Source organism: Falsirhodobacter sp. 20TX0035 (genome assembly GCF_028307215.1).
Classification (GTDB): domain Bacteria; phylum Pseudomonadota; class Alphaproteobacteria; order Rhodobacterales; family Rhodobacteraceae; genus Falsirhodobacter.
Genome location: NZ_JAQMHV010000010.1, coordinates 46,175 through 69,965 on the forward strand (window position 1 = coordinate 46,175; position 23,791 = coordinate 69,965).

The following is a 23,791-nucleotide window of genomic DNA, read 5'->3' on the forward strand; positions in this document are numbered from 1 at the left end:
GTCAGAATTTCGCGACCTTCCCCCACTGGCTGCCCCGGAACCGGTTCAGCCGGTACTGCACCACCTCGGTGATGGGGTCGCGGCCCAGCAGCAGATCGGCCACCAGGTGCCCCACTCCCGGGCCGATGCCGAAGCCGTGGCCCGACAGGCCCGCCGCCAGCACCAGCCCCGGAACGCCCACATCCGCGTCGATCACCGGCACCCCATCGGGCGTGCTGTCGATGAACCCGGCCCAACTGGCCTGCACCGGAATGCCGCGCAAGGCGGGCAGCAGCGCCCGCGCCCGTGCCAGCGTTTCCCGGATCAGGGGGACAGACGGCGCGGGATCCAGCACGCGCATCCGCTCCATCGGGGTTTCGCGGTCAGTGGCCCAGATGGCCCGCGTCTCAAACCCCGAGGTCCAGCCCTGCGTCCAGCCGGGGCGCAACGACCGCCAGCGCTTGGCGAACATCGGCAGGAAGTGCCGGGCCCCGCGCACGATGCCCGGCGTCAGATCGACGCTGCCCCGGCCCGAGATGGCCAGCGTGTGCCCCCCGTCCCCGCGCCGCGTGACGGACACGCCCTTGGTGTGCAGGGCGTCGGGCAAGCCTTCCGCTCCCGGCATCACCGACAGGATGGAGCTGCGGACCGAGGCCTGGGGGAAGGCGATCCCCAGCTGGTGCAGGAAGCTGCCCGCCCAGGCGCCCCCCGCCACCACGACATGGCCCGTGCGGATCGTGCCACGTTCGGTGATGACGCCGCTGACCCGGCCGCCCGCGCGTTCGATCCCGCGCGCGGCGCAGCCCTGGATCACGTGGCCGCCATGCTTGACCACGCCCTGCGCGATCAGGGGGGCGGCGCGGGCCGGATCGGCGATCCCGTCGCTGACCGACCACACCCCGCCCTGCCAGGACCGTCCGGTGGCGCGCGCCCGCTCCGCCGTCTCGGCCGCGGTCAGCATGCGGGTGTCCACGCCCTCGCCGCGCGCGAAGCGGCCCCAGGCCGCCCAACCTTCCAGTTCCGCCGCATCGTCCGACAGATACAGCAGGCCGCAGCGCCGAAAGCCGATGTCGGGGCCAAGGTCGGCCATCATCTCCTCCCACAGGGCAAGGCTGCGGGTGGACAAGGGCAGTTCGCGCGCGTCGCGGTTCTGCTGGCGGCACCAGCCCCAGTTGCGGCTGGACTGTTCGGCCCCCACGCGCCCCTTTTCCAGCAGCACGACCTTCTGCCCCGCCCGCGCCAGCCAATAGGCGGCGCTGACGCCGACGATGCCGCCGCCGATGACGACGCAGTCGGCCTCGGCCGGCAGGATGGGATCGGTGGCGATGGAAAGAAGGGGTGCGGGCATGTCATCCTCCGGGTCGTTCGGGAACAGGTTAGGGCGGGACCGCCGGTGGCATCTGCCGCATCGGGGGCAAGGTGCGGCAGATCCTGTCGAAAAGGTCAGGCTTGGCAGACGCTTGAAGTTCCACGACAAGGGGAAGGCCCACAAGGAGGGACAAGATGACCATGCGCCTGAAACTCGACCGCATCGACGTGAAGATCCTGGCCGAACTTCAGCGCAACGGCCGGATCACCAACGTGGAACTGGCCGATCTGGTGGCACTGTCCCCGTCCCCCTGCCTGATGCGGGTGAAGAAGCTGCAGCAGGCGGGCTACATCATCGGCTATTCCGCGCAGATCGACGTGGCCAAGCTGGGCGAGACGCTGACCGTTTTTACGGAATTCACCCTGAAGAACCACCGCCAGATCGACTTTTCCCGCTTTCAGGAGGCGTTGGAGAAGATCGACAGCTGCATCGAATGCCACCTCGTATCGGGGGGCTACGACTATCTGGTGAAGTTCGTGACGGCGGGCATCGTCGATTACCAGAACATCATCGAGGCGCTGATCGACCGCGACGTGGGCATCGACAAGTATTTCAGCTTCGTCGTGATCAAGACGCCCTTCGTGAAGAACCAGATCCCCCTGACCCGCCTGTTCGCCGACCGCGTCTAGCGGCGGGCGAACAGGGCGATCAGCTCGGGATCCTGTTCCAGCCCCTTCAGCCACCCGGTGTCCAGCTTCGGGATGGAGGAGATGAGGAGCCGTGAATAGGGATGCACCGCTTCGGCCGACATGCGGGCGGCGGGCAGCGCTTCCACCACGCGGCCCTTCAGCATCACCAGCACGTCGTCGCAGATCGCCTCCACCGTGGACAGGTCGTGGCTGATGAACATGTAGGACAGGTTCAGCTCGCGCTGCAACTCCTTCAGCAGATCAAGGATGGCCGCCGCCACCACCGTGTCCAGCGCCGAGGTGATCTCGTCGCACAGGATCAGTTCGGGGTCCGCGGCCAGCGCCCGGGCCAGGTTCACCCGCTGCTTCTGCCCGCCCGAAAGCTCCGACGGCAGGCGGTGGCGCAGGGCGTTCGGCAGGTGCACCATGTCCAGAAGCTGCGCCACGCGCGCGGCCCGCTTCGCGCCCTTCATCCCGTGATAGAAGGTCAGGGGGCGGCCAAGGATCGTCTCGATCGACTGGGCGGGGTTCAGGGCGGTGTCGGCCAGCTGGAACACGATCTGGGCGCGGCGCAACTGGTCCTTGCTGCGCTGGGCCAGATCCGGCTTCAGCTCTGCCCCGTCCAACTGGATGTTGCCGCGATAGGCCGGCAGGATGCCCGCGATGGCACGGGCCAGCGTGGACTTGCCCGACCCGGATTCCCCGATCACGCCCAGATTGCGGCCGCGTTCCAGCCGGAAGCTGACGTTCTGCAGGATCTTCGCCGCGGGCTCGCCATTCCGGATCGCGCCATAGCCGGCGCAAAGGTTGTCGACCTGAAGGATGGGCCGCGCCTGCGCGCCGGTTTTCGGCGCCGCCACATGGGGCACGGGTTCGAACGCGTCCAGCAGCTGGCGGGTGTAGGCGTGGGCGGGCGCGGTCAGGATCTGCTCGGTGGTCCCCTCCTCCTGCACGACGCCGCCGCGCAGGACGATGATGCGGTCGGCGATCTGGGCCACCACGGCCAGATCGTGGCTCACATAGACCCCGGCCATGTTGCCCTGCCCCATGACGGACCGGAAGGCGCGCAGCACCTCGATCTGGGTGGTTACGTCCAGCGCGGTCGTGGGTTCGTCGAAGATCACCAGCTGCGGATCACCAATCAGCGCCATCGCCGCCGACAGGCGCTGCAACTGCCCGCCCGACACCTGATGGGGATAGCGGCTGCCGATCGTGTCGGGATCCGGCAGGGCCAACGCGCGGAACAGCTCGCGCGCCTTCGCTTCGGCCTTGGCGCGGGGCATGAGGTTGTGGATCGACGTGATCTCCACCACTTGGTCCATGATGCGCTTGGACGGGTTGAAGGCGGCGGCGGCGGACTGGGGGATGTAGGACACCTCGGTCCCGCGCAGGGCGGCGCGCTGGCGTTCGGTCATGCCCGTCACGTCGTGCCGGCCCAGCCGGATCGTGCCGCCGTGGATCGCGCAGCCGGGCCGCGCGTGGCCCATCAGCGACAGCGCGATCGTGGTCTTGCCCGATCCGGATTCGCCGATCAGGGCCACGATCTCGCCCGGGGCGATGTCGAAGGACACGCCCTTGATGATCTCCACCTTCCGGCCGGAATCGGTGGTCGCGCCGATGCGCAGGTCGCGGACACAGACGAGGGGTTCGGTCATCATGCGCTCCGGTCTCTGATGCGGGTGGGCAGGTTGTCGATGAACATGTTCACCGAGATCGTGAGCGAGGCGATGGCGATGGACGGGAAGACGACCGCGGGCGCGCCAAGGCTCAGCCCCTCGATGTTCTCGCGCACCAGCGCACCCCAGTCGGCGTTGGGGGGCTGCACGCCTAGGCCGAGGAAGGACAGGCCCGACAGCACAAGGACGATGAACACGAAGCGCAGCCCCAGATCGGCCAGAACGGGGCCGAGGATGTTGGGGAAAATCTCGCGCAGGATCAGGTGGGCGAAGCCTTCGCCGCGGGCGCGGGCCACGGTGACGAAGTCCATCGTGTTCACGTTCACCGCCAGCGCACGAGCGAAGCGGTAGGCCCCCGGCAGGTAGATCGCGGCCAGCGTCAGGATCAGCACCGGGATGGACGACCCGACCGCGGCCACCACGACCAGCCCGAACAGAAGCGACGGGATGCCGTTGAACGCGTCCAGCAGCCGCGACAGCAGCGTGTCGAACCAGCCGCCCATCACGCCCGCAATCATGCCCAGCAGCACCCCGCCGGCGCAGGCCAGCGTCACCGCGGCCAGCGCGATCCCAACGGTGTAGCGCGCGCCCATGATCACCCGCGACAGGATGTCCCGGCCCAGATAATCGGTGCCCATCCAGAACTTCTGGCTGACGGGGCCGAAATAGTCGAAATCGACCATCTCCCCCGTGGGATAGGGGGTGATCCACGGGCCGATGATCGCGATCACGGCCCAGAACAGGATGACGGCCAGGCCGATCCGGCCCACCCAGTTGAAGGAATAGCCCAGCCGCGCCGGGGTCGGAAGGCGAAGGGACATAGACATCAACGGCGCAACCTCGGGTTGGAGAGAATGGCGATCATGTCGGCGATCGTGATCAGCAGAAGGTAGCTGAAGCAGAAGATCATCGCGCAGCTTTGGATCAAGGGCAGGTCGCGGGTGGACACGGCGTCCACCATCAGCTTGGCCACACCCGGATAGTTGAAGACCGTTTCCACGATGATGACGCCCCCCACCAGATAGGACAGCGACAGCGCCACCGCGTTCGCGATGGGCCCCAAGGCGTTCGGCAGCGCGTGGCGCAGCACCATCCGCGTGCGGGACGCGCCCTTCAGCAGCGCCATCTCCACGTAGGGGGTGTTGATCGTCTCGATCACCGCCGCCCGCGTCATGCGGATCATCTGGGCCGCCACGACGAAGGACAGGGTGATGACCGGCATCGCATAGGCGCGCAGCATCGCGCCCCAGCTGTCCACGTCGACGCCATAGCTCAGCGCCGGAAGCCAGCCCAGCCAGACCGCGAAGATCAGCACGGCCAGCGTCGCCACCATGAATTCGGGGACCGAGATGACGGAGATGGTCAGCATCGACACCAGCCGGTCCAGCACCGACCCCCGCCACATGGCCGAGGCGATGCCCAGAAACAGCGCCACCGGCACGCAGACCAGCGTCACGATCCCCGCCAGCCGCAGGGAATTGGCCAGCCGCCCCGACAGCATGTCGGCGATGGACACGTTGTTCACATAGGACATGCCCAGATCGCCCGAGGCGAGGCCGGCGAGCCAGGACAGGAACCGCCAGATCGCAGGCTCGTCCAGACCCATCGCCGTACGCAGGCCGGCCACCGCTTCGGGGGTGGCGGCCTGGCCCAGCAGGATCTCCGCCACGTCGCCGGGCAGCAGTTCGGTGGCGAAGAAGACGGCGAAGGACACGATCACCAGCGTGATCGCGGCGATCCCGAATCGCTGGCCCACCAGAAGCCATGTGGTCGCAGAGCGGAGCATGCGCGCCTCCTTCAGGGGTTGGGGGCCCCGCGCGACGATCCGCGCGGGACGTGGTGCCTCAGACCTCCAGCCAGACGTATTCGGCGAAGGCATAGCCCATCTGGCCGCCCAGCGGGTTCGGCTGGAGGCCCTTCAGCTTCGACGACAGCGCGTCGACGTTGGAGATGTAGGCTGGGATGATCGTGCCCGCCTCGTTGGCGACCATCTCCTGCATCTCCCAGTAGATCGCCTTGCGCTTTTCTTCGTCCAGCGATCCGCGGGCCTCGGTCAGCATGCCGTCGAACTTTTCGGACTTGTACTGGCTTTCGTTCCACGGCGCGTCCGAGGCGTAGAGGAGCGAGAACAGGATGTCGGGCGTGGGGCGCGGGTTGATGTTGCCGAAATGGATCGGCGCCTTCAGCCAGTAGTTCGACCAGTAGCCGTCCGAAGGCACGCGCTCCAGCTCGAACTTCATGCCGGCCTCGGCGCCCGCCTGCTGCACCACCATGGCCATGTCGATGGCCGAGGTCGGCGCGTCCGAGGTGACGATCGGGATCGTCTGGCCATACACGCCCGCCTTCTTGAACAGTGCGACAGCCTGTTCGGGGTCATAGGGGCGCGGCTTCAGGTTGGGGTTGTGATACTTGTCGGCCGCCGACACCGGCTGGTCGTTCCCGATCTCGGCCAGGCCGCGCAGGACGGACTTCTGGATGGCCTCGCGGTTCATCAGGTACTTCATCCCCTCGATGAAGCCGGCCTTGTCGCCCGGCGCCATGTCCAAGCGGATGTTCAGGTTGGTGTAGTTGCCCGAGGTGGTGACGGAGGTCTGGACATGGTCCTGCCCTTCCATCATCCGCATCGACCGCGGGTTGATGGAGGCGCCCAGATGGATGTCGCCCGACAGGACGGCGTTCACCCGCGCGTTGTTGTCCGAGATGGCGAAATACTCGAAGCTTTCCAGATAGGGGCCCTGCCCCTTGAAGTAGTTCGGGTTGCGCACGCCCACCGAACGGACGCCCGGTTCGAACGTCTCGCAGATGAAGGCGCCGGTGCCGTTGGCGGTGGTGAAGTCCGTGGTGCCGTCGGCCACGATCATGAAATGGTGCAGCGACAGGATGGTGGGCAGGTCGGCATTGGCGGCCGCCAGCACGATGCGCACGGTGCGGTCGTCCACGGCCGTGATCTCGGCCATCTGGGCGGCGATGGCGGCGGCCTTGGAGCCCACGGCCGGGTCCAGGTGCCGCTTCATGGAATAGACCACGTCGGCCGAGGTCAGCGTCTTGCCGTTGTGGAAGGTCACATCCGGCTTCAACGTGACCTGCCAGGTTTTGGCGTCGTCTGTCGTGATCTCCTCGGCCAGTTCCATCTGGGCGATGCCGCCCTGATCCAGGAAGGTCAGGCGGTTGTAGAACGCGCAGCACCGCACATAGTCGGTGGAGAAGGACGCCTTCGCCGGATCCAGCGTGTCGGCGGTGGAGGACGACCAGCCGGCCCCCTTCAGGTGCCCGCCGCTGACCGGCGTCTGCGCCACGGCCTGGCCCGCGCGCAGCAGAAGCGATCCGCCCGCGCCAAGGGCCACGCCCGAGGCCATGAGCATCTTCAGAAGGTCGCGGCGCGAGGCCCCCTTGCGGATCGCGGCCTCCACCATCGCGTCGTCGCGGCCGGTCCAGTTGGAAGGCGTCTTGTGGTTCATGTCATTTCCCCTGTGGAAAAGGCACCGGCGGTTCTTCTGACCGCTCGGGCGATGAAGGCTCAGTTCCGGAAGGCGTCCTCCGCGGCGCGGGCCAACTCGCTCAGCGCGTGGAAGTGATAGTCGGGTTCGGTGAACTCGGCCGGCTCGATCGTGCCGCCGTAGCCGGGCTGGGCGTGGCGGCGCTGGATCCAGGCGTTCGTCATGCCCAGCCTGCGCGAAATGCCGATGTCATGGTGCTGGCTTTGCGCGGTGTGCAGGATGTCGTCCTTCGTGCCCCCATCCGCTTCGACATGGGCGAACACGCGATGGAAAAAGGCGGGATCGGGCTTTTCCGTCCCCGTGTCGTCCGTCGTGAAGGACGCCCAAAAGGGAAAGCCCAGCTTCTCCTCGTACTTGGCAAAGGCCCAGCGGCGGGCGTTGGTCATGGCGATCAGCTTGTAGCGGGCCTTCAGGGCCGCCATCGCCTTCACGCTGTCGGGAAAGGGCTTCGCCTCACCCACGGCGTCGATCATGAACTGGCGGTGTTCTGGCGTGTCCGGCAGATCCAGCGCCGCCGCGATGCGGCCGTAGCAGCGGCCCAGATCGTCGGGGAAGCGCTGCGCGTCCGGTTCGTAGCGCGCATTGCGATAGGCGGCCAGCGCCGCCTCGCCGTCGATGCTGCGCCCTTCGCGGCGGGCGATGTCGGCCAGCGCGTCGGTGATGGCGCCTTCGAAATCGATCAGCGTGCCGACCACGTCGAAGCTGACATAGCGGAAGTCCTGCAGTGGTTTCGGGTCGGTGGCCATGCAAAGGTCCTTTCGTGAAGGGCGCCGGTAAGCTGTCGCCGTTCCGTTACAGTCAGGTTTGCCTGTTTTGGCCCGCGGGACATCCCGAAACCGGCGGCCGCAACGGCATATTCTTTCGTATTGCGGAAGCGCGCGGCACAGAACTCGCCCCATCCGCGCGTCGTGTCAGTAACCGCGGGCGCGGTCGACCAGACCGGGAAGCGGCGCCCCCTCGCGCCCGGCGCGGATCACGGCCAGCGCGTGCTGCGCCCCCTCCTCCGCATCCGTCTGCGCGCCGATATGCGGCGTCACGATCACCCGCGGGTCGGCCCAGGCCCAGTGGTCCGGGGGCAGCGGTTCGGGATCGGTCACGTCCAGCATCGCCGCCAACAGCTGTCCGCCGTTCAGCGCGCGGCGCAGCGCCTCCATGTCCATCTGCGCCCCCCGCCCCGCCTGCACCAGACCCGCGCCCCGTGGCAGCCGGGCGAACAGGCGGTCGTCCAGAATGCCCCGCGTATCGTCGGTCAGCGGCAACAGCCCGACAAGGATGTCGGACCGAGACAGGAAGCCGTCCAGATCATCGCCGCCAAACGTCTCCACGCCGTCGATCGCCTTGGCGGCCCGGCTCCACCCCAGCACCTCGAAGTCCATCGCGCCCAGCGTCTGCGCCACAAGCGTGCCGATGCGCCCCATGCCCATGATCCCCACGCGGCGGGTGCGGGCCAGCCGGGTCTTGTGCGTCACCCATTCCCCCCGCGTCGCCTGATCCAGATAGAGCGGCAGGTCCCGGTGCAGCGCCAGCACCGCCAGCACGACCCAGTCGCGGACCATCGCCTCGATCCCCGGCGCCACGGTGCGGGACAGCGCGACCCCCTCGGGCAAGGGCGGCATGTGGTCCGTCCCCGCGCCCACTCCGATCACGGCCGACAGGTTGGGATAGCGGCTCAGGTCGTTCGGCGGGATCCAGCAAGCGATGTGCGTCACCTCCTCCGGGTCGGTCACCTCGGCCTCGGTCGCGAAGAACAGCTCGCCCGCTTCGGCGAAGACGCGGCCCCAGATTTCCCGCCGTTCGGGGGTGGAGTGCAGGAGCAGCGCCATCAGCGCAGGACCGCGCGGATCTCGGGATCTTCCAGCGTCTGGTCCAGCACGGCGCGCGTGCGGGCCACGATGGCGTCGATCTGGTCCGGCGTGCAGCATAAGGGCGGCGCATAGCCGAAGATGCCCTGCGGGAAGGACCGCACGATCAGTCCGTGGTCCCAGGCGCGGTCGAACAGGCGGGTCGCCGGCTGGACGGCGGCGGGCAGCGGGGTCTTCGCGTCCTTGTCCGTCACCAGCTCCACCGCCGCGAGCATCCCGCGGCCGCGCACGTCGCCCACCAGCGGGTGGTCGCGCAGCGTGTCCAGCCCCGCCATCAGGCGCGCGCCCATCGCGCGGCCGTTTTCCAGAAGGCCGCCCTCGTACAGCGACAGCACCTCCAGCGCGACGGCGGCCGACACCGGATGCGCGGAATAGGTGAAGCCGTGCCCGATGGCCTTGGCCCCCGCCCCTTCGGCGATCGTCTCGTACACGTGGTCGCGCATGAACACCGCGCCCATCGGTACATAGCCGGAGGTGAGGCCCTTCGCGACCGTCATCAGGTCGGGAACGATCCCCTCCTCCTCGGACGCGAAGAGGGGGCCGGTGCGGCCGAAGCCGGTGATGACCTCGTCGGCGATGAACAGGATCTCCATCTCGGCGCAGACGTCGCGCATGGCCTTGACCCAGCCCTTCGGCGGAACCAGCACGCCGCCCGACCCCTGGATCGGCTCCAGATAGAAGGCGGCCACGCGTTCGGGGCCCAGCGCCTCCACCTTGGCGCGCAGCTCCGCGACCGAGGCGTCGATGATGGCCTGCGGGTCCCTTCCCACCGGATTGCGGTAGATGTAGTGCGAGGAGATCTTGTGCTGCCAGTCGTAGGGCACGCCGAAACCGTCATGGAAGCCCGGCAGCGCCGTCAGCCCCGCGCCCATGGTGGTTGACCCGTGATACCCCTGCTGGACCGAGATGAACTGGTCCCGCTGCGGCTGCCCCTTGGCGTGCCAGTAATAGCGGACAAAGCGGATGGTGCTGTCCACCGCGTCCGACCCGCCCAGGGTGAAGTAGATGTGGTTCAGATCGCCCGGGCTGCGGTCGGCCAGCACTGCGGCCAGCCGGATCGGCGCCTCGGCCCCCAGGTCGAAATAGCCGGTGGCGTAAGGCAGCCGGCGCATCTGGTCGGCCGCGGCCTCCACCACGCTTTCGTGCCCGTATCCCGCGTTCACGCACCACAGGCCGGCAAAGCCGTCGATCAGCGTGCGGCCCTGGGCGTCCGTCACCGTGGCCCCTTTCCCCGATGTCAGGACGCGGACGCCCCGCGCCTCGTGCCCCCGGAACGAGGAGACGGGATGGATCAGGTGGCGGCGGTCAAGCTCGACAAGCGAATTGGTCAGCATGGGAAACTCCGTGGATCAGCCCAGGGCCTGCGAGACGAGGGCGTAGGTTTTGGCGGTGGCGGCGGGCATGGGACGGGCGTTCTTCACCATGGCGGTGCCGCCCCCGGCGGGGGCAAGGCCCAGATCCGTGGCAAGGGGCACCAGCCCCGGATCGCGCAGGTCGACGCGCAGGAAGCGTCCCTCGTGGCGGCGGGCGGCCTCGGTCAGCAATGCGCGCGCGGTGTCCGGATCGTCGGCCACGATGGGGCCGACCACATCCCCGCGCCCGAAGGGGCGGATCAGCGCAAAACCTCCTTCGGCCAGCAGAACCTCGCCCTCTTCCGCGATGCGGCGCAGAAGGGAGTCGCGCTGCAGGCCGCTGGCGGCCGTGTCCAGGGCGGCGTGCCGGGCCGCGTCGTCGGGCGTGCCGCTGCGCACGGCAAGGGCCGGAACGCCGCCCTGGGCAAGGCCCTGATGCTGGTGAACCCGGCCGACGCTGCGAAAGCCCAGCTTTTCATACAAGGGCAGCCCGTCGGTCGTGGCCACAAGGCGCATCTCGCGCTCCTCGGCCAGCGCCATGGCGGCGTCCATCAGGCGGCGGCCCAGACCGCGGCCGCGCATCGCCTCGTCCACGATGATCATGTTCAGCGTGGCGACATCCCCCAGAAGAGAGCAGAGCGCGGTGCCCACCACCTGCCCGTCCGCCCGCGCGACGACCCCGCGCGAAGTGGAGAGCGTCAGCGCCCAATCCTCGGCCCGGTGGGGCCAGCCGGCCTGAACGGACAGGCGCCGCGCGTCCGGCAGGTGGGCGGGGGCGAAGGGTTCGATGGTGATCGTGTCGGTGGTCATGCGGCCTCCCCTTTTCCCGACTGTGGCACAGGGCGAACGGCAGGATGCGGCATGCGGCAGGCCGCTGCCGCAATTTCGCGCCTATCCGCCCGTCTGCACCGCAGAAAATGCCGCATCATGCCGACAGCCGTTCGCCCAACGTCCGCAGCATCCGGCCGGTCGCCTCCAGTTCCGGGCGCGTCAGATATTCCTCAGGGCGGTGGGCGCGGGCGATGTCGCCGGGCCCGCAGATGATCGAGGGGATTCCGGCAGCCTGATACAGCCCTGCTTCCGTGCCGAAGCTGACGGCGCCCAGCGCGGTGTGGCCGGACGCCGCTTCGGCCAGCGCGGCCAGCGGATGATCCCGGTCCAGCGCCAGCGCGGGATAGAAGGACAGCCATTCGACCTCCAGCCCGCCCGCCGCATCCACCACGGGTTCTAGGATCGCCTTCGGATCGACGCCGTGGATGGCGCGCGCTTCCAGCGACGCTTCCGCCCGGTCGGGGATGATGTTCACGGCCTGCCCGCCGCCCACGGTGCCGATCTGAAGGCTGGACCACGGCGGCGCGAAGCGTGCGTCCTGCGGCCCCCCTTGCAGCGCCACCGCCTGCGCGGCCGCCGCCTGCAACGCGGGCAGCAGCGCGTGGATCGCGTTCACCCCCAGATCGGGGCGCGAACTGTGTCCCGACCGCCCCTGCGCCACCAGACGCAGCGCGGCCTTGCCCTTGTGGGCCAGCACGGGCACCAGACCGGTCGGTTCCCCCACGAAGCAGCCGACGGGGCGCGCGCAAAGATCGGGCAGCGCCACGATCAGGTGCGGCACGCCGCGGCAGCCCGCCTCCTCGTCATAGGACAGGGCGATGTGGATGGGGGAGGACAGGCGCATCCGCAGCAGGTCCGGCACGGTGGCCAGAACGGCGGCGACGAAGCCCTTCATGTCGCAGGCGCCGCGCCCGATCAGGCGGTCGCCGTCCGTCCGCAGGGTGAAGGGATCGGCGCGCCATTCGGCCTCCCCCGCCGGAACCACGTCCACGTGGCCCGACAGGATGTGGCCCGGCACCGAGGGATCGCCGATGGTCGCGAACAGGTTCCAGCGGTCGCCTTCCGGCCCCGCGATGCGGTGGCAGGGCACGCCAAGGTCGCGCAGATACCCTTCGATGAACCCGACGATGTCACCGTTGGGCGTGCCGACGACGCTGGGAAACCCAACGAGGCGGGCCAGAAGATCAGTCGGCGAAGACATAGATCTTCCGCACCGTTTCGATCGTCTTCCAGACGCCGGTGAAGCCGGGCTTCATCAGGAACGTGTCGCCGGCCGTGAAGCGCCGGGTCTCGCCCCCGTCCTCGGTCAGTTCGACCACACCGGACAGGATGTGGCAGATCTCCAGCGCTTCGCCCTTGGCCGAACGGGTGGTGCCGGGGGTCGCCTCCCAGACGCCGGTGCGGATCTTCGACCAGTTGCCCAGCGGCACCTCGTCCAGCGCCCAGGTCTTGAACGTGGGCGCGCCCTCGATCAGCTTTTCGGGAACGGCCACATCCTCGCGCGGGGCGAAGGTGGGATGGGTGTCGATGGGGATCAGAAGGGCCATGGCGGATGCTCCGTCCTTTTGAAGGTGTGTGTGGGGCCCAGCATGGCCGCACCGCCCCGCCCCGTGGCACCGTTCTTCCGGGCGCGGCGGCACGGCCTGCCGTGATCCCCGGCGAATACGCAATTTCCTGCCTCTGACAGGGCGACTGCCGCACGCCCTGTGGCCCGGGTGGCGCGAAGATGACAGGAACATGACCTTTCAGGAGCGCGCGATGACCTTCCGTCCCAAATTCATCACCTTCGACTGCCACGGCACGATGATCTTCTTCGACATGGCCGGTGCGGCACGCGACCATTACGGCGCGCAGCTGTCCGGCGCGGCCATGGACACCTTCATCGCCGACTTCTCCGCCTATCGGCTGGACGAGGTTCTGGGCGCCTGGAAACCCTATGCCGAGGTGGTGCACAACGCGCTGGAACGGACCTGCAAGCGCAACAACGTCGCCTTCGATCCCGCCGTGGCCGAAGACATCTACAACCGCGTGCCGACCTGGGGCCCGCATCCCGACGTGCCGGCGGGCCTGGCCCGGATCGGGGACAAAATCCCGCTGGTGGCGCTGACGAATTCCATGAACGTGCAGATCCCGCACAACATCGCCCGGCTGGGCGCCCCCATCGCCCATACCTTCACAGCCGAAAGCGCGGGTGCCTACAAGCCGCAGATGCAGGCCTTCGAATATATGTTCGACCAGCTGGGCTGCGGGCCCGAGGATGTGCTGCACGTCTCCTCCTCGTTCCGCTACGACCTGATGACGGCGCACGACCTAGGCATCCGCAACAAGGTCTGGATCAACCGCGGCCATGAACCTGCCAACCCCTATTACGGCTATACCGAAGTGAAGGACGCGTCCGGTCTGGCCGCGGTCGTCGGGCTCTAGGACATGGAATACGCATCCTACTGGCACGCCACCTCCACCCCCTTCGCCCATGCGCAGACGGAGCCCGTGGGCGGAGAGGTGGACGTGGCGGTGATCGGCGCGGGTTTCACCGGCCTGAACGCGGCGCTGAAACTGGCCAGGGCCGGCCTGCGGGTGGCGGTGCTGGAGGCGGGTCATGTGGGTGCGGGCGCCTCGGGCCGCAATGGCGGGCACCTGAACAACGGCATCGCGCATGGCTATGCCAGCGCGAAGGCCCATCTGGGCGCCGACCGCGCGCACGCCCTGTATCACGCCTATGACCGGTCGATCGACCTGATCGAGGCGACGGTGCGCGAGGAAGGCATCGACTGCGACTTCCGCCGGTCGGGCAAGCTGAAGCTCGCCTCCAAGCCCAGCCATGTGGACGGGCTGCGCGCCAACTTCGAGCTGATCCACCGCGAGGTCGATCCCGACACCCGCTGGCTGGACAAGTCCGACCTGAAAGGGGAGATCGGGTCGGATAGCTTCCATGGCGGGATGCTGTATGAAAAATCGGCCATGGCCCATATGGGCCGATACGTGAACGGTCTGGCCGAGGCCGCGCACCGCCACGGCGCCCGCATCTGGGAAGGCACCCCCGTCACCGACCGGAACAGGACGGCGGGCGGCTGGGAACTGGTGACCCCGCGCGGGCGCATCCGCGCCGCCCGGGTGATTGCCGCGACGGACGCCTACAGCGGAACGGTGAAGGGCGCGCCGCTGAAGCATTTCCGCCAGCGCATCATTCCCGTCGGCTCCTTCATCATCGCCACCCGCCCGCTGACCGAGGCGGAGGTGGCGGCCACCCTGCCCGGCGACCGGACCTGCGTCACCTCTCTCAACATCGGGAACTACTTCCGGCTGTCGCCCGACCGGCGGCTGATCTTCGGCGGGCGGGCAAGGTTCTCGGCCGTGTCGGACCAGACCTCGGACGCGAAGTCGGGGCGGATCCTGCAACGGTCCATGGCCAGCATCTTCCCGCACCTGGCCAATGTGGAGATCGATTATTGCTGGGGCGGGCTGGTGGGGATGACGAAGGACCGCTTCCCGCGTGTGGGAGAGGCGGACGGGATGCTCTATGGCATGGGCTATTCCGGCCATGGCGCGCAGATGTCCGCCCTGGTGGGGCAGGTTCTGGCCGACATGGCGATGGACATCCGCGACACCAATCCCTTGGAGGGGCTGGAGTGGTCCGCCATCCCCGCCCACAGCGGCAAGCCTTGGTTCCTGCCGGTGGTGGGGCTGTGGTTCGGGCTGAAGGACCGCCTGTCCTAGCCCAGCGAATGCGCGGCCAGCGCATAGGTCACGGCCCCTTCCGTCGCACGGCGGTGGGGGCCGATCCGCATCTCGGTCACTGTGTCGAAGTCGATCAGGCCCGCCCCGCGAAGGAAGTCGACAAAGGCCGGGCTGGTCACGGGCGTGTCCAGACGGGTGAAGCGTCCCGTGTTCCGCGCGATCAGGGGCGCCGCCAGCCGCAGGGCCATGTCGTCGTCCTCCGCCACCAGCGGGCCGACCACGGTGCCGCGCCCGAAGGGGCGGGACAGCGCATAACCGCAGAGCTGCCCTTTCCGTTCGGCCACCATGCCATGCGAAAGGGGCAAAAGCGCATCAAGCACCCGCGCGCGGGTGGCGCCGAAGGCGTGGGTGTCCAGCGCCCGGATCGCAACCTCATCCCCCGGCCGCGCGGGACGGATCCGAAGGCCCGGCAGGTCGGCGGGCGGGTCGAAGGCGGTGGCGATGCCCTGCTGCTGGCGGATCAGCCCCACCGGCACGAAACCCGCCGCCTGATACAGCCGATAGCCGGAGCGTGTCGCGCTCAGCCTCAGGTCCCGCTCTTCGGTCGCGTGCAGCAGGTTGCGCAAAAGCCAGCGCCCCGCGCCGCGCGATTGCAGGCGGGGCACCGTCACCATCATGCCCAGCATCGCGAAATCCTCGCCCATCGGGAACCACATGGCCGAACCAAGGGCGCGCCCGATCTCGTCCGTGGCCAGATACCCCTGCCCCAGCGACAGGAAGAGGTCGAGGTCATGGTCGCGATGAGGCCAAAGGACGCTGACCGTCAGCTCGTGCAGCGATCGCCGTTCGGCAGGGCCAAGCGGCCGGGTACGCGCGTCATAGGCGTCAATCCTCAGCTGAGGCGAGAGGTCCCGCTCCGGCGCCGGCGCCGGCGCGCCCCGGTCGCGGATCTCGGGGACGGGATCGTCGCTTGTCATGGCGGGCGGGTCCTTCACGGCTTCGGCGATGCGGCCATTATCGCCGCGCCTTTGCCCCATTTGGTGCCGTATGCGCCCTTGCCACGCACAGATTATGCCGTGTTGGCGGATATATCACAGCGGGGGCCCCACAACGGCCGACTGTGCATTTTTTGTTGGACCGGCAAGTTTCCGCCTATATGTTATCACGCGTCGAGCGTGGTAAAAATATTTATTCTGCTGCTTCACAAGTGAGCTCGCAACGCTTTGATATCTGCGGCCCAATTCCAGAAGCAACAGTCAGGGATGTGATGGTTTACGATCCGAGCCGGCTCATCGACCGCAGGTTCCACCGTCACCCCGACGGCCCCGTCGTGTCAACGAACGAACGTCATGTCCTTCGCGCCCTTCAGCGCGAACCGGGCCTGTCGCGCGCCGACCTGACAGGGCAGTTCGACCTGACCCAGCAATCCCTGCACCGCATTGTGGAGCAGTTGGCCAATCGCGGCATGATCCGCATGGGCCCGCCCAAAAGCAGCAGCGGCCGGGGCCAGCCCAGCCCGACGCTGTTTCTGCAGCCCTCCTTCGCGCACAGCTGGGGCATCTCGCTGAATGCGGAAACGCTGGGGATCGCGCTGATGGATTTCGCGGGCAACCTCGTGGCCGACGAACTGCATGTGCTGCGCAGCCACAGCCAATCGGCGGTGCTGACGCTGGCTTCGCAGCGGATGGCCGAGTTGTCCCTGCGGCATCGTCTGGACCGCGAGGCTTGCCTTGGCGTGGGCTTCGGGATCGTCGGCTATTGGGTGGAAGGGACGCGCTTTGCCCCGCCCCTGACGCTGCGCGACTGGGCGATGGTGGATCTGGGGCCGCTTCTGTCGGGCTGGTTCAACCGCCCCGTCTGGGTGGAGAACACGGCCAACACTGCCGCCGTAGCCGAGGCGTTCCTAGGCGCGGGCCGCCGCATTCCGACCTTTGCCCATATCTCCATGAACCACTGGCTGGGCAGCGGGCTGATCCAGAATGGGGAATTGTGGTCCGGCGGCAACAACAACGCGGGCGAATTCTTCAGCCTGTATGAAAGCGAACCCCGCGTCCGCCACCCGGCCCTGAAGCGGCTCATGGAGCTGATGCACGATGACGGGCTAAAGGTGGACACCATGTCCGACATCCTGCAAGGCGTGGATGCAAGCCGCCCGGCCGTGACCCGCTGGATCACCGAAGCGCTGCCGGGCTTCAATCGCCTGTTGGCGGCCCTCTGGTCGGTTTTCGATCCGCAGGCCGTGGTGCTGGGCGGCCAGCTTCCGCCCGTGCTGGCGCAGATGCTGATCGACGGGGCCAAGCTGCCGATCCTGCGCCGCTACGACATCCCGCGCCGGGCGCCGAAGCTGCTGATCTCGGATCTGGGGCCTAATGTGGCGGCGCTGGGGGCGGCGGTGTTTCCGCTGCGCGTGTCGGCCTTCTAGACCTCTTTCGGAAAGACCAGTTCCGACAGTGTGCCGCCCGTAGGGCTGGCCGCCATGCGCAGCCGGCCGCCCATCTGCTGGGCGAACTGGCGCGCGATCGTCAGGCCGAGGCTGGAGGACTCCTCCACCCGGAAAGTATCCGGCAGGCCGTGGCCGTCATCCTCGATCCGCAGCACGACATCGCCGCCCTCCTGCGACAGGCGCAGGGCGATCCGGCCGCTGCGGTCGCCGGCAAACCCATGCTCGATCGCGTTGCTGAGGAGTTCGGTCGCGATCAGCCCCAAGGGCACCGCGTGATCGCGGGGGATGGCCAGCCGGGGGCAATCGAGCGTGACGCCGATGCGCCCCTCGGCCCCGGCGGTGGCGATCATGTCGTCCGTCATGTTCTTCAGAAAGGCACCGAAATCGACCTCCTGCGCCGTGGGGTCGTGCAGCAGGCGCTTCATCCGCGACACGGCGTTGATGCGGGCGACGGCGTCGTCCAGCGCCTTGCGGGCCACCTCGTCCCGGACGGCGCGGCGCTGGATGGACAAAAGGCCCGCCACCGTAGCCAGGTTGTTGGACACCCGGTGCTGCAATTCATGGAACATCAGGCGGCCCTGTTCGGCCATGGTGGCGCTACGGCGGCGCTCCTCCTCCAGATCCTGCACGGCGCCGGTCATGATGTCGATCAGCAGGATGTCGGTGATGGCGATGAACGCAAAGAAGCCCATCGCGGTCAGGGCCGCCGGCGACAGGTTCAGGGTGCCGGGTTCGGACACGAACAGCAGCCACGACGCGAAGAAGGACGCGACCGACACCGCGATCCCGGGCCACCGTCCGCAGAAGAAGGCCGTCAGGATGATCGCCGGAAAGAAGGTCAGAAAGGGAAAACCAGAGGCCAGCGCGCCGTTCAGCGTCCAGCGCAGCGAAACCGCGATCGCAAAGGACAGGGCCGCGAACCCCCACCGGAATGCCGGCCCCCGCTGGACGAGGATCAGGTGGCTGACCGTGCGGAACACCCGCGATACGCCGGGGGTCATGCGAAACGGTGGCGCAGCGCGTTGGCCACGGCCGGGGTCACAAATTTCGACACGTCGCCGTTCAGGCGCGCGATCTCCTTGACCAGCTTGGACGCGATGGCCTGCCGCCGCGCGTCGGCCATCAGGAACAGGGTCTCAATCTCGTCGTCCAGCTGGCGGTTCATGTGGACCATCTGGAATTCGTATTCGAAATCGGCCACCGCGCGCAGGCCGCGCACGATCACCTGCGCGCCCACGTCGCGGGCGCAGTCGATCAGCAGGTTCTCGAACGGGTGCACCACGATCTCGGCGTCGACGAAGCGGTCGGCCTCGGCCTGCACCATGGCCACGCGCTCCTCAAGGCTGAACAGCGGGTTCTTGTCGCGGTTGATCGCGACGCCCACCACCAGCCGGTCCACGAGGCGCGAGGCGCGCTGCAGGATGTCGATATGCCCCAGCGTGATCGGATCGAAAGTGCCCGGATAAAGTCCTATCCGCATGTCGTGCCGTCCCCCCTTTGGTGTCCGAGGGAAACAGGATTGCGCGGATTTCCGCAAGACGGAAACAAGCCCCCTGACGGAATCCGCGCCGACCTGCGTTATATGCCTCGCGACGACATGTGAGGACATTTCGATGAAACGCACCATCCTGGCACTTCTGGCCGCCTCTCTGGCCACCCCGGTGCTGGCTGACCCAAAGGACCACCACGACCGGCGGGACCCGCCCGGGCACACCCGCATCCCCCCGGGGCATGACAAGGACCGCAAGTGGGACCGCGACCACGACCGGCACAATGATCGCGACCGGCAGCATGCGCGCGAGCATGACCGTGACCGGGATCGACGCCACGACCGTGGTCTGCATGTCGGCGAATACGCGCGCCACGGCCACGCCCTGTCACGCGACCAGCTGCGGCGGCTTCCGCCCCTGCCCCGGGGTCAGGAATATCGCCGCATCGACGACAACATCGTGCGCATCGACAGCGACACGCTGAAGATCGTCGCCGTTCTGGGCCTTGTCAGCGCGCTTCTGGCGATGCGCTGATCATTCAGCCGCCACGCGCCGGGGCTTCAGCATCGGTGCGAGGTAGCGGCCCGTGTGGCTCTCGGCCACGCGGGCCACGTCCTCGGGCGTGCCCTCGGCCACGATCCGGCCACCGCCGTCGCCGCCTTCGGGGCCGATGTCGATGATCCAGTCGGCGGTCTTCACCACGTCAAGGTTGTGTTCGATCACCACCACCGTGTTGCCCTGATCGACCAGCTCGTGCAGCACCTCCAGCAGCTTCTTCACATCTTCGAAATGCAGGCCCGTGGTGGGCTCGTCGAGGATGTAGAGCGTGCGGCCCGTGGCCCGGCGCGACAGTTCCTTCGACAGCTTCACGCGCTGCGCCTCGCCGCCCGACAGCGTCGTCGCCTGCTGACCCACCTTGATGTAGCCAAGGCCCACGCGCACCAGCGCGTCCATCTTCTCGCGGATGGATGGGACCGCCTGGAAGAAGCCCTGCGCGTCCTCCACCGTCATATCAAGGACTTCGGCGATGCTCTTGTCCTTGAACTTGATCTCCAGCGTTTCGCGGTTGTAGCGGGCGCCCTTGCAGGTTTCGCAGGTCACGTAGACGTCGGGCAGGAAGTGCATTTCGATCTTGATGACGCCGTCGCCCTGGCACGCCTCGCACCGCCCGCCCTTTACGTTGAAGCTGAACCGCCCGGGGCCGTAGCCGCGCGCCTTCGACTCCGGCAGGCCCGCGAACCAGTCGCGGATCGGGGTGAAGGCGCCGGTATAGGTCGCGGGGTTGGACCGCGGCGTCCGCCCGATCGGGCGCTGGTCGATGTCGATGACCTTGTCCAGATGCTCGAACCCCTTGATCGTCTCGCAGGGGGCGGGCGTCTCATGCGCGCCGTTCAGCTTCAGGGCCGCCGTCTTGTACAACGTCTCGATCGTCAGGGTGGACTTGCCGCCGCCCGACACGCCCGTCACGCAGACGAACTTGCCCAAGGGGAATTCGGCCGTCACGTCGTGCAGGTTGTTGCCGGAGGCCTTCACCACCGTCAGGCTCTTGCCGTTGCCCTTGCGCCGTTCGGGGTTGACCGGGATTTCGCGCCGGCCGCTCAGGTACTGGCCGGTGATGCTGTCGCGGTTCTTGATGATCTGCGCCGGCGTGCCATGCGCCACCACCGAACCGCCATGCACGCCCGCGCCCGGACCCATGTCGAAGACGTAATCCGCCTCGCGGATCGCGTCCTCGTCATGCTCCACCACGATGACCGAGTTGCCCTGGTCGCGCAGGTTCTTCAGCGTGGTCAGCAGGCGGTCATTGTCGCGCTGGTGCAGGCCGATGGAAGGTTCGTCCAGCACATACAGCACGCCCGTCAGGCCCGACCCGATCTGGCTGGCCAGCCGGATGCGCTGGCTTTCCCCGCCCGACAGCGTGCCGGCCGCACGGCTCATCGACAGATAGTCGAGGCCGACGTTCACGAGGAAGCCCAGACGCTCACGTATCTCTTTCAGGATGGCGCGGGCGATCTCGTTCTTCTGGACGCTCAGCGCGGCGGGAACGGTGTCCATCCACGCATAGGCGTCCTTGATGGACATCTGCACCACCTGCCCCACATGCAGGCCCGCGATCTTCACGGCCAGCGCTTCGGGTTTCAGGCGGTAACCGTGGCAGGTGCCGCAGGGACGGTTGTTCTGGTAGCGCTCCATCTCCTCGCGCGACCAGGCGCTGTCCGTCTCGCGATACCGCCGTTCCATGTTGGGGATCAGCCCCTCGAACGTGCGGGCGATCTGGTAGACACGGCCCGCCTCATCATAGCGGAAGGTGATCTCCTCGGCACCCGAACCGTGGATAAACACGTCCTGCACCCGCTGGGGCAGGTCCTTCCACTTCGTCTTGCGGTCGAAGCCGAAATGGGCCGACAGCGCCTCGATCGTCTGCGTCACGTAGGGGGATTTAGACTTCGCCCAAGGCGCGATGGCCCCCTGCGCGATGGACAGGTTCTGGTCGGGCACGATCAGGCGCGGGTCGAAGAACAGCTCCACCCCCAACCCGTCGCAGGCCGGGCAGGCCCCGAAGGGCGCGTTGAAGGAAAACAGCCGCGGCTCGATCTCCGGGATGGTGAATCCCGACACCGGACAGGCGAACTTTTCCGAGAAGGTCGTGCGCTCGGCCTCCTCGCCCTCGGGCGCCGCCGTCTCAAAGATGGCGATGCCGTCGGCAAGGTTCAGGGCGGTGCGGAAGCTGTCGGCCAGACGGGTGGCGATGTCGCCGCGCACGACGATCCGGTCCACCACCACGTCGATGTTATGGCGGAACTTCTTGTCCAGCGTCGGCGGCTCGTCCAGTTCATAAAACTGGCCGTTCACCTTCACGCGCTGGAACCCCTGTTTGCGCAGGTCCAGAAACTCCTTGCGGTATTCGCCCTTCCGGTCGCGCACGATGGGCGCCAGAAGATAGCCGCGGGTGCCTTCCGGCATCGCCATGACGATGTCGACCATGTCCTGCACCTGCTGCGCGGTGATCGGCAGGCCGGTGGCGGGCGAATAGGGCGTGCCCGCGCGGGCATAGAGAAGGCGCAGGTAGTCGTAGATCTCGGTCACCGTGCCGACGGTGGACCGGGGGTTCTTCGACGTGGTCTTCTGCTCGATGGAGATGGCGGGCGACAGGCCCGAGATGTGGTCCACGTCCGGCTTGCCCATCATGTCGAGGAACTGGCGCGCATAAGCGCTCAGGCTTTCGACATACCGCCGCTGCCCTTCGGCATAGATCGTGTCAAAGGCGAGGCTGGATTTCCCCGACCCCGACAGCCCGGTGATCACGACGAACTGGTCGCGCGGAATGTCGACGTCCACGCCCTTGAGATTGTGCTCGCGCGCGCCGCGAACCTCGATGAACTTCTGTTCCATGCCATTCCCCGGATCGGTCGGCGTCTAGATAGGCACTGGCACCGGCCGTGCCAAGCGCAAACGTGAACGATGGGTGAACGTCAGTTGGCGTAGACGGTCACCTGCGGCAGCGCCGTAAGCGGCAGGTCCAGCGCGCGATAGCCCGCCAGCGACAGTTGCGCCGATCCGGCACCCGGCAGCAGGTCCACGGCGACGGACTTGCCGTTCACCTCCACCCGCCCCTTGCCCACGCTCTTCACCAAAGAGGAGCGGAGCCAGAAGCCCGGTTCGGCCGCGTTGCCAAGGGTCACGACCGCCTCGCCCAGCGCCTTGGCGCCCGGATCGGGGGTGGTGGCCAGCGCGCGCTGGCGCTCAGCCTCGGACGTCAAGTCGAGACTTTCGGCCGGGCGGGCCGCGCTTTGGCCAATGGCCGCCGCGGGGGCCGCCGCCGGCACGGGTGCGGGCGCCGCCTTTGTGCGGAACGGGTTCGGCACCTGCGAACAGGAGGCGAGGATCAGGAGCGGGGCAAGAAGCAGGAGCGTGCGCATGGATCAATGTTAGACCGGCGCACTTCCGCGTCAATCGCACTTGAGCGTGACCGGCCCCGGCCCTATCTTCCGGGCATGAAAGCCCCCCTGATCGATCCGTTCCAGCGAGCCATCTCCTACCTGCGCATTTCGGTGACGGATCGTTGCGATTTCCGCTGCCTCTACTGCATGTCGGAACAGATGACCTTCCTTCCGAAGTCCGAGCTTCTGTCGCTGGAGGAGCTGGACCGTTTGTGTTCCACCTTTGTGGGCATGGGCGTCCGCAAGCTGCGGGTCACCGGGGGCGAACCGCTGGTGCGCCGCAACATCATGGACTTCTTCCGCGCTATGTCCCGCCATCTGGACAGCGGCGCGCTGGAGGAGCTGACGCTGACCACCAACGGCTCCCAGCTTGCGAAATACGCGGCCGATCTTGCGGCCTGCGGGGTGCGGCGGATCAACGTCTCCCTCGACACGCTGGACGAGGCGAAGTTCGCCCACATCACCCGCTGGGGCCGCCTGTCGCAGGTGCTGGAGGGCATCGCCGCCGCCAAGGCCGCCGGACTGCGCGTGAAGATCAACACGGTCGCGCTGAAGGGCTTCAACGAGGATGAGTTGTTCCGCCTTCTGGACTGGTGCGCCGGCGAGGGTCACGACCTGACCTTTATCGAGGTGATGCCCATGGGGGAAACCGGCGACCGGCTGGACCAGTACTGGCCGCTGACCGACCTGCGCCGCCGCCTTGGCGAACGGTTCAGCCTGATCCCGCTGACCGAACGCAGCGGTGGGCCCGCGCGCTATGTGCAGGTGTCGGAAACGGGCCAGAAGATCGGCTTCATCACGCCCCTGACCCACAATTTCTGCGAAAGCTGCAACCGCGTGCGCCTGACCTGCACCGGAGAGTTGTACATGTGCCTGGGCCAGGAAGACCGCGCCGACCTGCGCGCGCCCCTGCGCGACGGCTCCGATCTGGAAGAGGCAATCCGGGCGGCGATCCTGCAGAAGCCCAAGGGCCATGATTTCGACTATTCGCGCCAGAACACCGGCCAGATGCCCCGGCACATGAGCCATACGGGCGGCTGACGC

Annotated in this window: 22 protein-coding genes; 6 read left to right on the plus strand and 16 right to left on the minus strand. The window is 67.6% G+C overall.

Annotation, left to right across the window (positions count from 1 at the left end; genetic code table 11):
• Window position 1: 1 nt before the first annotated feature.
• Complete coding sequence (locus PIJ50_RS11640) at window positions 2-1,327, minus strand: NAD(P)/FAD-dependent oxidoreductase (protein ID WP_271975446.1); 1,326 nt, start codon at window positions 1,325-1,327, stop codon at window positions 2-4.
• 155 nt (window positions 1,328-1,482) lie between these two features.
• Here PIJ50_RS11640 and PIJ50_RS11645 point away from each other — a divergent pair, with 155 nt between their 5' ends.
• The gene (locus PIJ50_RS11645; protein WP_271975447.1) at window positions 1,483-1,977 is read left to right on the plus strand and encodes an Lrp/AsnC family transcriptional regulator; all 495 of its coding nucleotides are present in this window, start codon (window positions 1,483-1,485) and stop codon (window positions 1,975-1,977) included.
• Here the strand turns inward: PIJ50_RS11645 and PIJ50_RS11650 are convergent.
• The 10 genes from PIJ50_RS11650 to PIJ50_RS11695 all read right to left on the minus strand — a co-directional run bounded on the left by PIJ50_RS11650 (window position 1,974) and on the right by PIJ50_RS11695 (window position 12,742).
• Window positions 1,974-3,632 (minus strand): ABC transporter ATP-binding protein, encoded by a 1,659-nt coding sequence (locus tag PIJ50_RS11650; protein ID WP_271975449.1) that lies wholly within the window; start codon window positions 3,630-3,632, stop codon window positions 1,974-1,976. The genes PIJ50_RS11645 and PIJ50_RS11650 overlap by 4 nt on opposite strands.
• The gene (locus PIJ50_RS11655; RefSeq protein ID WP_271975451.1) at window positions 3,632-4,480 is read right to left on the minus strand and encodes an ABC transporter permease; all 849 of its coding nucleotides are present in this window, start codon (window positions 4,478-4,480) and stop codon (window positions 3,632-3,634) included. Before PIJ50_RS11655 ends, PIJ50_RS11650 begins: the two co-directional genes overlap by 1 nt.
• Complete coding sequence (locus tag PIJ50_RS11660) at window positions 4,480-5,439, minus strand: ABC transporter permease (RefSeq protein WP_271975452.1); 960 nt, start codon at window positions 5,437-5,439, stop codon at window positions 4,480-4,482. Before PIJ50_RS11660 ends, PIJ50_RS11655 begins: the two co-directional genes overlap by 1 nt.
• Before the next feature lie 58 nt (window positions 5,440-5,497).
• A complete protein-coding gene (locus tag PIJ50_RS11665; protein ID WP_271975453.1) occupies window positions 5,498-7,111 on the minus strand; it encodes an ABC transporter substrate-binding protein in 1,614 nt (537 codons plus the stop codon).
• 59 nt (window positions 7,112-7,170) lie between these two features.
• Window positions 7,171-7,896 (minus strand): HAD-IA family hydrolase, encoded by a 726-nt coding sequence (locus tag PIJ50_RS11670; RefSeq protein WP_271975455.1) that lies wholly within the window; start codon window positions 7,894-7,896, stop codon window positions 7,171-7,173.
• A gap of 165 nt (window positions 7,897-8,061) precedes the next feature.
• Window positions 8,062-8,973, minus strand: a complete 912-nt coding sequence (locus PIJ50_RS11675; RefSeq protein WP_271975456.1) for a 2-hydroxyacid dehydrogenase — start codon at window positions 8,971-8,973, stop codon at window positions 8,062-8,064.
• A complete protein-coding gene (locus tag PIJ50_RS11680) occupies window positions 8,973-10,346 on the minus strand; it encodes an aspartate aminotransferase family protein (protein ID WP_271975458.1) in 1,374 nt (457 codons plus the stop codon). Before PIJ50_RS11680 ends, PIJ50_RS11675 begins: the two co-directional genes overlap by 1 nt.
• A 15-nt stretch (window positions 10,347-10,361) precedes the next feature.
• Complete coding sequence (locus PIJ50_RS11685) at window positions 10,362-11,174, minus strand: GNAT family N-acetyltransferase (protein ID WP_271975459.1); 813 nt, start codon at window positions 11,172-11,174, stop codon at window positions 10,362-10,364.
• 115 nt (window positions 11,175-11,289) lie between these two features.
• Window positions 11,290-12,396: an acetylornithine deacetylase gene (gene argE / locus PIJ50_RS11690; protein WP_271975461.1), complete on the minus strand. Its 1,107-nt coding sequence runs from the start codon at window positions 12,394-12,396 to the stop codon at window positions 11,290-11,292.
• Entirely contained in the window at window positions 12,380-12,742 is a 363-nt protein-coding gene (locus tag PIJ50_RS11695; RefSeq protein WP_271975462.1) for a cupin domain-containing protein, read from the minus strand. Before PIJ50_RS11695 ends, argE begins: the two co-directional genes overlap by 17 nt.
• A 211-nt stretch (window positions 12,743-12,953) precedes the next feature.
• Between PIJ50_RS11695 and PIJ50_RS11700 the strand changes: the two genes are divergently transcribed.
• Complete coding sequence (locus tag PIJ50_RS11700) at window positions 12,954-13,619, plus strand: haloacid dehalogenase type II (protein ID WP_271975464.1); 666 nt, start codon at window positions 12,954-12,956, stop codon at window positions 13,617-13,619.
• A gap of 3 nt (window positions 13,620-13,622) precedes the next feature.
• Window positions 13,623-14,912 (plus strand): NAD(P)/FAD-dependent oxidoreductase, encoded by a 1,290-nt coding sequence (locus tag PIJ50_RS11705; RefSeq protein ID WP_271975465.1) that lies wholly within the window; start codon window positions 13,623-13,625, stop codon window positions 14,910-14,912.
• Here PIJ50_RS11705 and PIJ50_RS11710 read toward each other — a convergent pair.
• A complete protein-coding gene (locus PIJ50_RS11710) occupies window positions 14,909-15,850 on the minus strand; it encodes a GNAT family N-acetyltransferase (protein ID WP_271975466.1) in 942 nt (313 codons plus the stop codon). The genes PIJ50_RS11705 and PIJ50_RS11710 overlap by 4 nt on opposite strands.
• 290 nt (window positions 15,851-16,140) lie before the next feature.
• Between PIJ50_RS11710 and PIJ50_RS11715 the strand changes: the two genes are divergently transcribed.
• On the plus strand, window positions 16,141-17,295 hold the full coding sequence (locus PIJ50_RS11715) for an ROK family transcriptional regulator (RefSeq protein WP_271975467.1): 1,155 nt from the start codon (window positions 16,141-16,143) through the stop codon (window positions 17,293-17,295).
• On the opposite strand, the gene PIJ50_RS11720 is transcribed toward PIJ50_RS11715, so the two are convergent.
• Complete coding sequence (locus PIJ50_RS11720; protein WP_271975469.1) at window positions 17,292-18,317, minus strand: sensor histidine kinase; 1,026 nt, start codon at window positions 18,315-18,317, stop codon at window positions 17,292-17,294. The genes PIJ50_RS11715 and PIJ50_RS11720 overlap by 4 nt on opposite strands.
• Entirely contained in the window at window positions 18,314-18,796 is a 483-nt protein-coding gene (gene coaD / locus PIJ50_RS11725; protein ID WP_271975471.1) for a pantetheine-phosphate adenylyltransferase, read from the minus strand. The genes PIJ50_RS11720 and coaD overlap by 4 nt, the downstream gene beginning before the upstream one ends.
• A 133-nt stretch (window positions 18,797-18,929) precedes the next feature.
• On the opposite strand from coaD, the gene PIJ50_RS11730 reads away from it, so the two are divergent.
• Window positions 18,930-19,340, plus strand: coding sequence for a hypothetical protein (locus PIJ50_RS11730; RefSeq protein WP_271975473.1), 411 nt, complete (start codon window positions 18,930-18,932; stop codon window positions 19,338-19,340).
• Here the strand turns inward: PIJ50_RS11730 and uvrA are convergent, their stop codons facing one another.
• Window positions 19,341-22,199: an excinuclease ABC subunit UvrA gene (uvrA, locus tag PIJ50_RS11735; RefSeq protein WP_271975475.1), complete on the minus strand. Its 2,859-nt coding sequence runs from the start codon at window positions 22,197-22,199 to the stop codon at window positions 19,341-19,343.
• 80 nt (window positions 22,200-22,279) lie between these two features.
• Window positions 22,280-22,726, minus strand: coding sequence for a hypothetical protein (locus PIJ50_RS11740; protein ID WP_271975477.1), 447 nt, complete (start codon window positions 22,724-22,726; stop codon window positions 22,280-22,282).
• 75 nt (window positions 22,727-22,801) lie between these two features.
• On the opposite strand from PIJ50_RS11740, the gene moaA reads away from it, so the two are divergent.
• Window positions 22,802-23,788, plus strand: coding sequence for a GTP 3',8-cyclase MoaA (moaA, locus tag PIJ50_RS11745; RefSeq protein ID WP_271975479.1), 987 nt, complete (start codon window positions 22,802-22,804; stop codon window positions 23,786-23,788).
• Window positions 23,789-23,791: the final 3 nt, after the last annotated feature.

Excerpts from the sequence above, each read along its gene's own strand:
- PIJ50_RS11640 (WP_271975446.1), bottom strand. The coding sequence starts at position 1,327 with ATGCCCGCACCCCTTCTTTCCATCGCCACCGATCCCATCCTGCCGGCC.
- PIJ50_RS11645 (WP_271975447.1), top strand. The coding sequence starts at position 1,483 with ATGACCATGCGCCTGAAACTCGACCGCATCGACGTGAAGATCCTGGCC.
- PIJ50_RS11650 (WP_271975449.1), bottom strand. The coding sequence starts at position 3,632 with ATGACCGAACCCCTCGTCTGTGTCCGCGACCTGCGCATCGGCGCGACC.
- PIJ50_RS11655 (WP_271975451.1), bottom strand. The coding sequence starts at position 4,480 with ATGTCTATGTCCCTTCGCCTTCCGACCCCGGCGCGGCTGGGCTATTCC.
- PIJ50_RS11660 (WP_271975452.1), bottom strand. The coding sequence starts at position 5,439 with ATGCTCCGCTCTGCGACCACATGGCTTCTGGTGGGCCAGCGATTCGGG.
- PIJ50_RS11665 (WP_271975453.1), bottom strand. The coding sequence starts at position 7,111 with ATGAACCACAAGACGCCTTCCAACTGGACCGGCCGCGACGACGCGATG.
- PIJ50_RS11670 (WP_271975455.1), bottom strand. The coding sequence starts at position 7,896 with ATGGCCACCGACCCGAAACCACTGCAGGACTTCCGCTATGTCAGCTTC.
- PIJ50_RS11675 (WP_271975456.1), bottom strand. The coding sequence starts at position 8,973 with ATGGCGCTGCTCCTGCACTCCACCCCCGAACGGCGGGAAATCTGGGGC.
- PIJ50_RS11680 (WP_271975458.1), bottom strand. The coding sequence starts at position 10,346 with ATGCTGACCAATTCGCTTGTCGAGCTTGACCGCCGCCACCTGATCCAT.
- PIJ50_RS11685 (WP_271975459.1), bottom strand. The coding sequence starts at position 11,174 with ATGACCACCGACACGATCACCATCGAACCCTTCGCCCCCGCCCACCTG.
- argE (WP_271975461.1), bottom strand. The coding sequence starts at position 12,396 with ATGTCTTCGCCGACTGATCTTCTGGCCCGCCTCGTTGGGTTTCCCAGC.
- PIJ50_RS11695 (WP_271975462.1), bottom strand. The coding sequence starts at position 12,742 with ATGGCCCTTCTGATCCCCATCGACACCCATCCCACCTTCGCCCCGCGC.
- PIJ50_RS11700 (WP_271975464.1), top strand. The coding sequence starts at position 12,954 with ATGACCTTCCGTCCCAAATTCATCACCTTCGACTGCCACGGCACGATG.
- PIJ50_RS11705 (WP_271975465.1), top strand. The coding sequence starts at position 13,623 with ATGGAATACGCATCCTACTGGCACGCCACCTCCACCCCCTTCGCCCAT.
- PIJ50_RS11710 (WP_271975466.1), bottom strand. The coding sequence starts at position 15,850 with ATGACAAGCGACGATCCCGTCCCCGAGATCCGCGACCGGGGCGCGCCG.
- PIJ50_RS11715 (WP_271975467.1), top strand. The coding sequence starts at position 16,141 with ATGGTTTACGATCCGAGCCGGCTCATCGACCGCAGGTTCCACCGTCAC.
- PIJ50_RS11720 (WP_271975469.1), bottom strand. The coding sequence starts at position 18,317 with ATGACCCCCGGCGTATCGCGGGTGTTCCGCACGGTCAGCCACCTGATC.
- coaD (WP_271975471.1), bottom strand. The coding sequence starts at position 18,796 with ATGCGGATAGGACTTTATCCGGGCACTTTCGATCCGATCACGCTGGGG.
- PIJ50_RS11730 (WP_271975473.1), top strand. The coding sequence starts at position 18,930 with ATGAAACGCACCATCCTGGCACTTCTGGCCGCCTCTCTGGCCACCCCG.
- uvrA (WP_271975475.1), bottom strand. The coding sequence starts at position 22,199 with ATGGAACAGAAGTTCATCGAGGTTCGCGGCGCGCGCGAGCACAATCTC.
- PIJ50_RS11740 (WP_271975477.1), bottom strand. The coding sequence starts at position 22,726 with ATGCGCACGCTCCTGCTTCTTGCCCCGCTCCTGATCCTCGCCTCCTGT.
- moaA (WP_271975479.1), top strand. The coding sequence starts at position 22,802 with ATGAAAGCCCCCCTGATCGATCCGTTCCAGCGAGCCATCTCCTACCTG.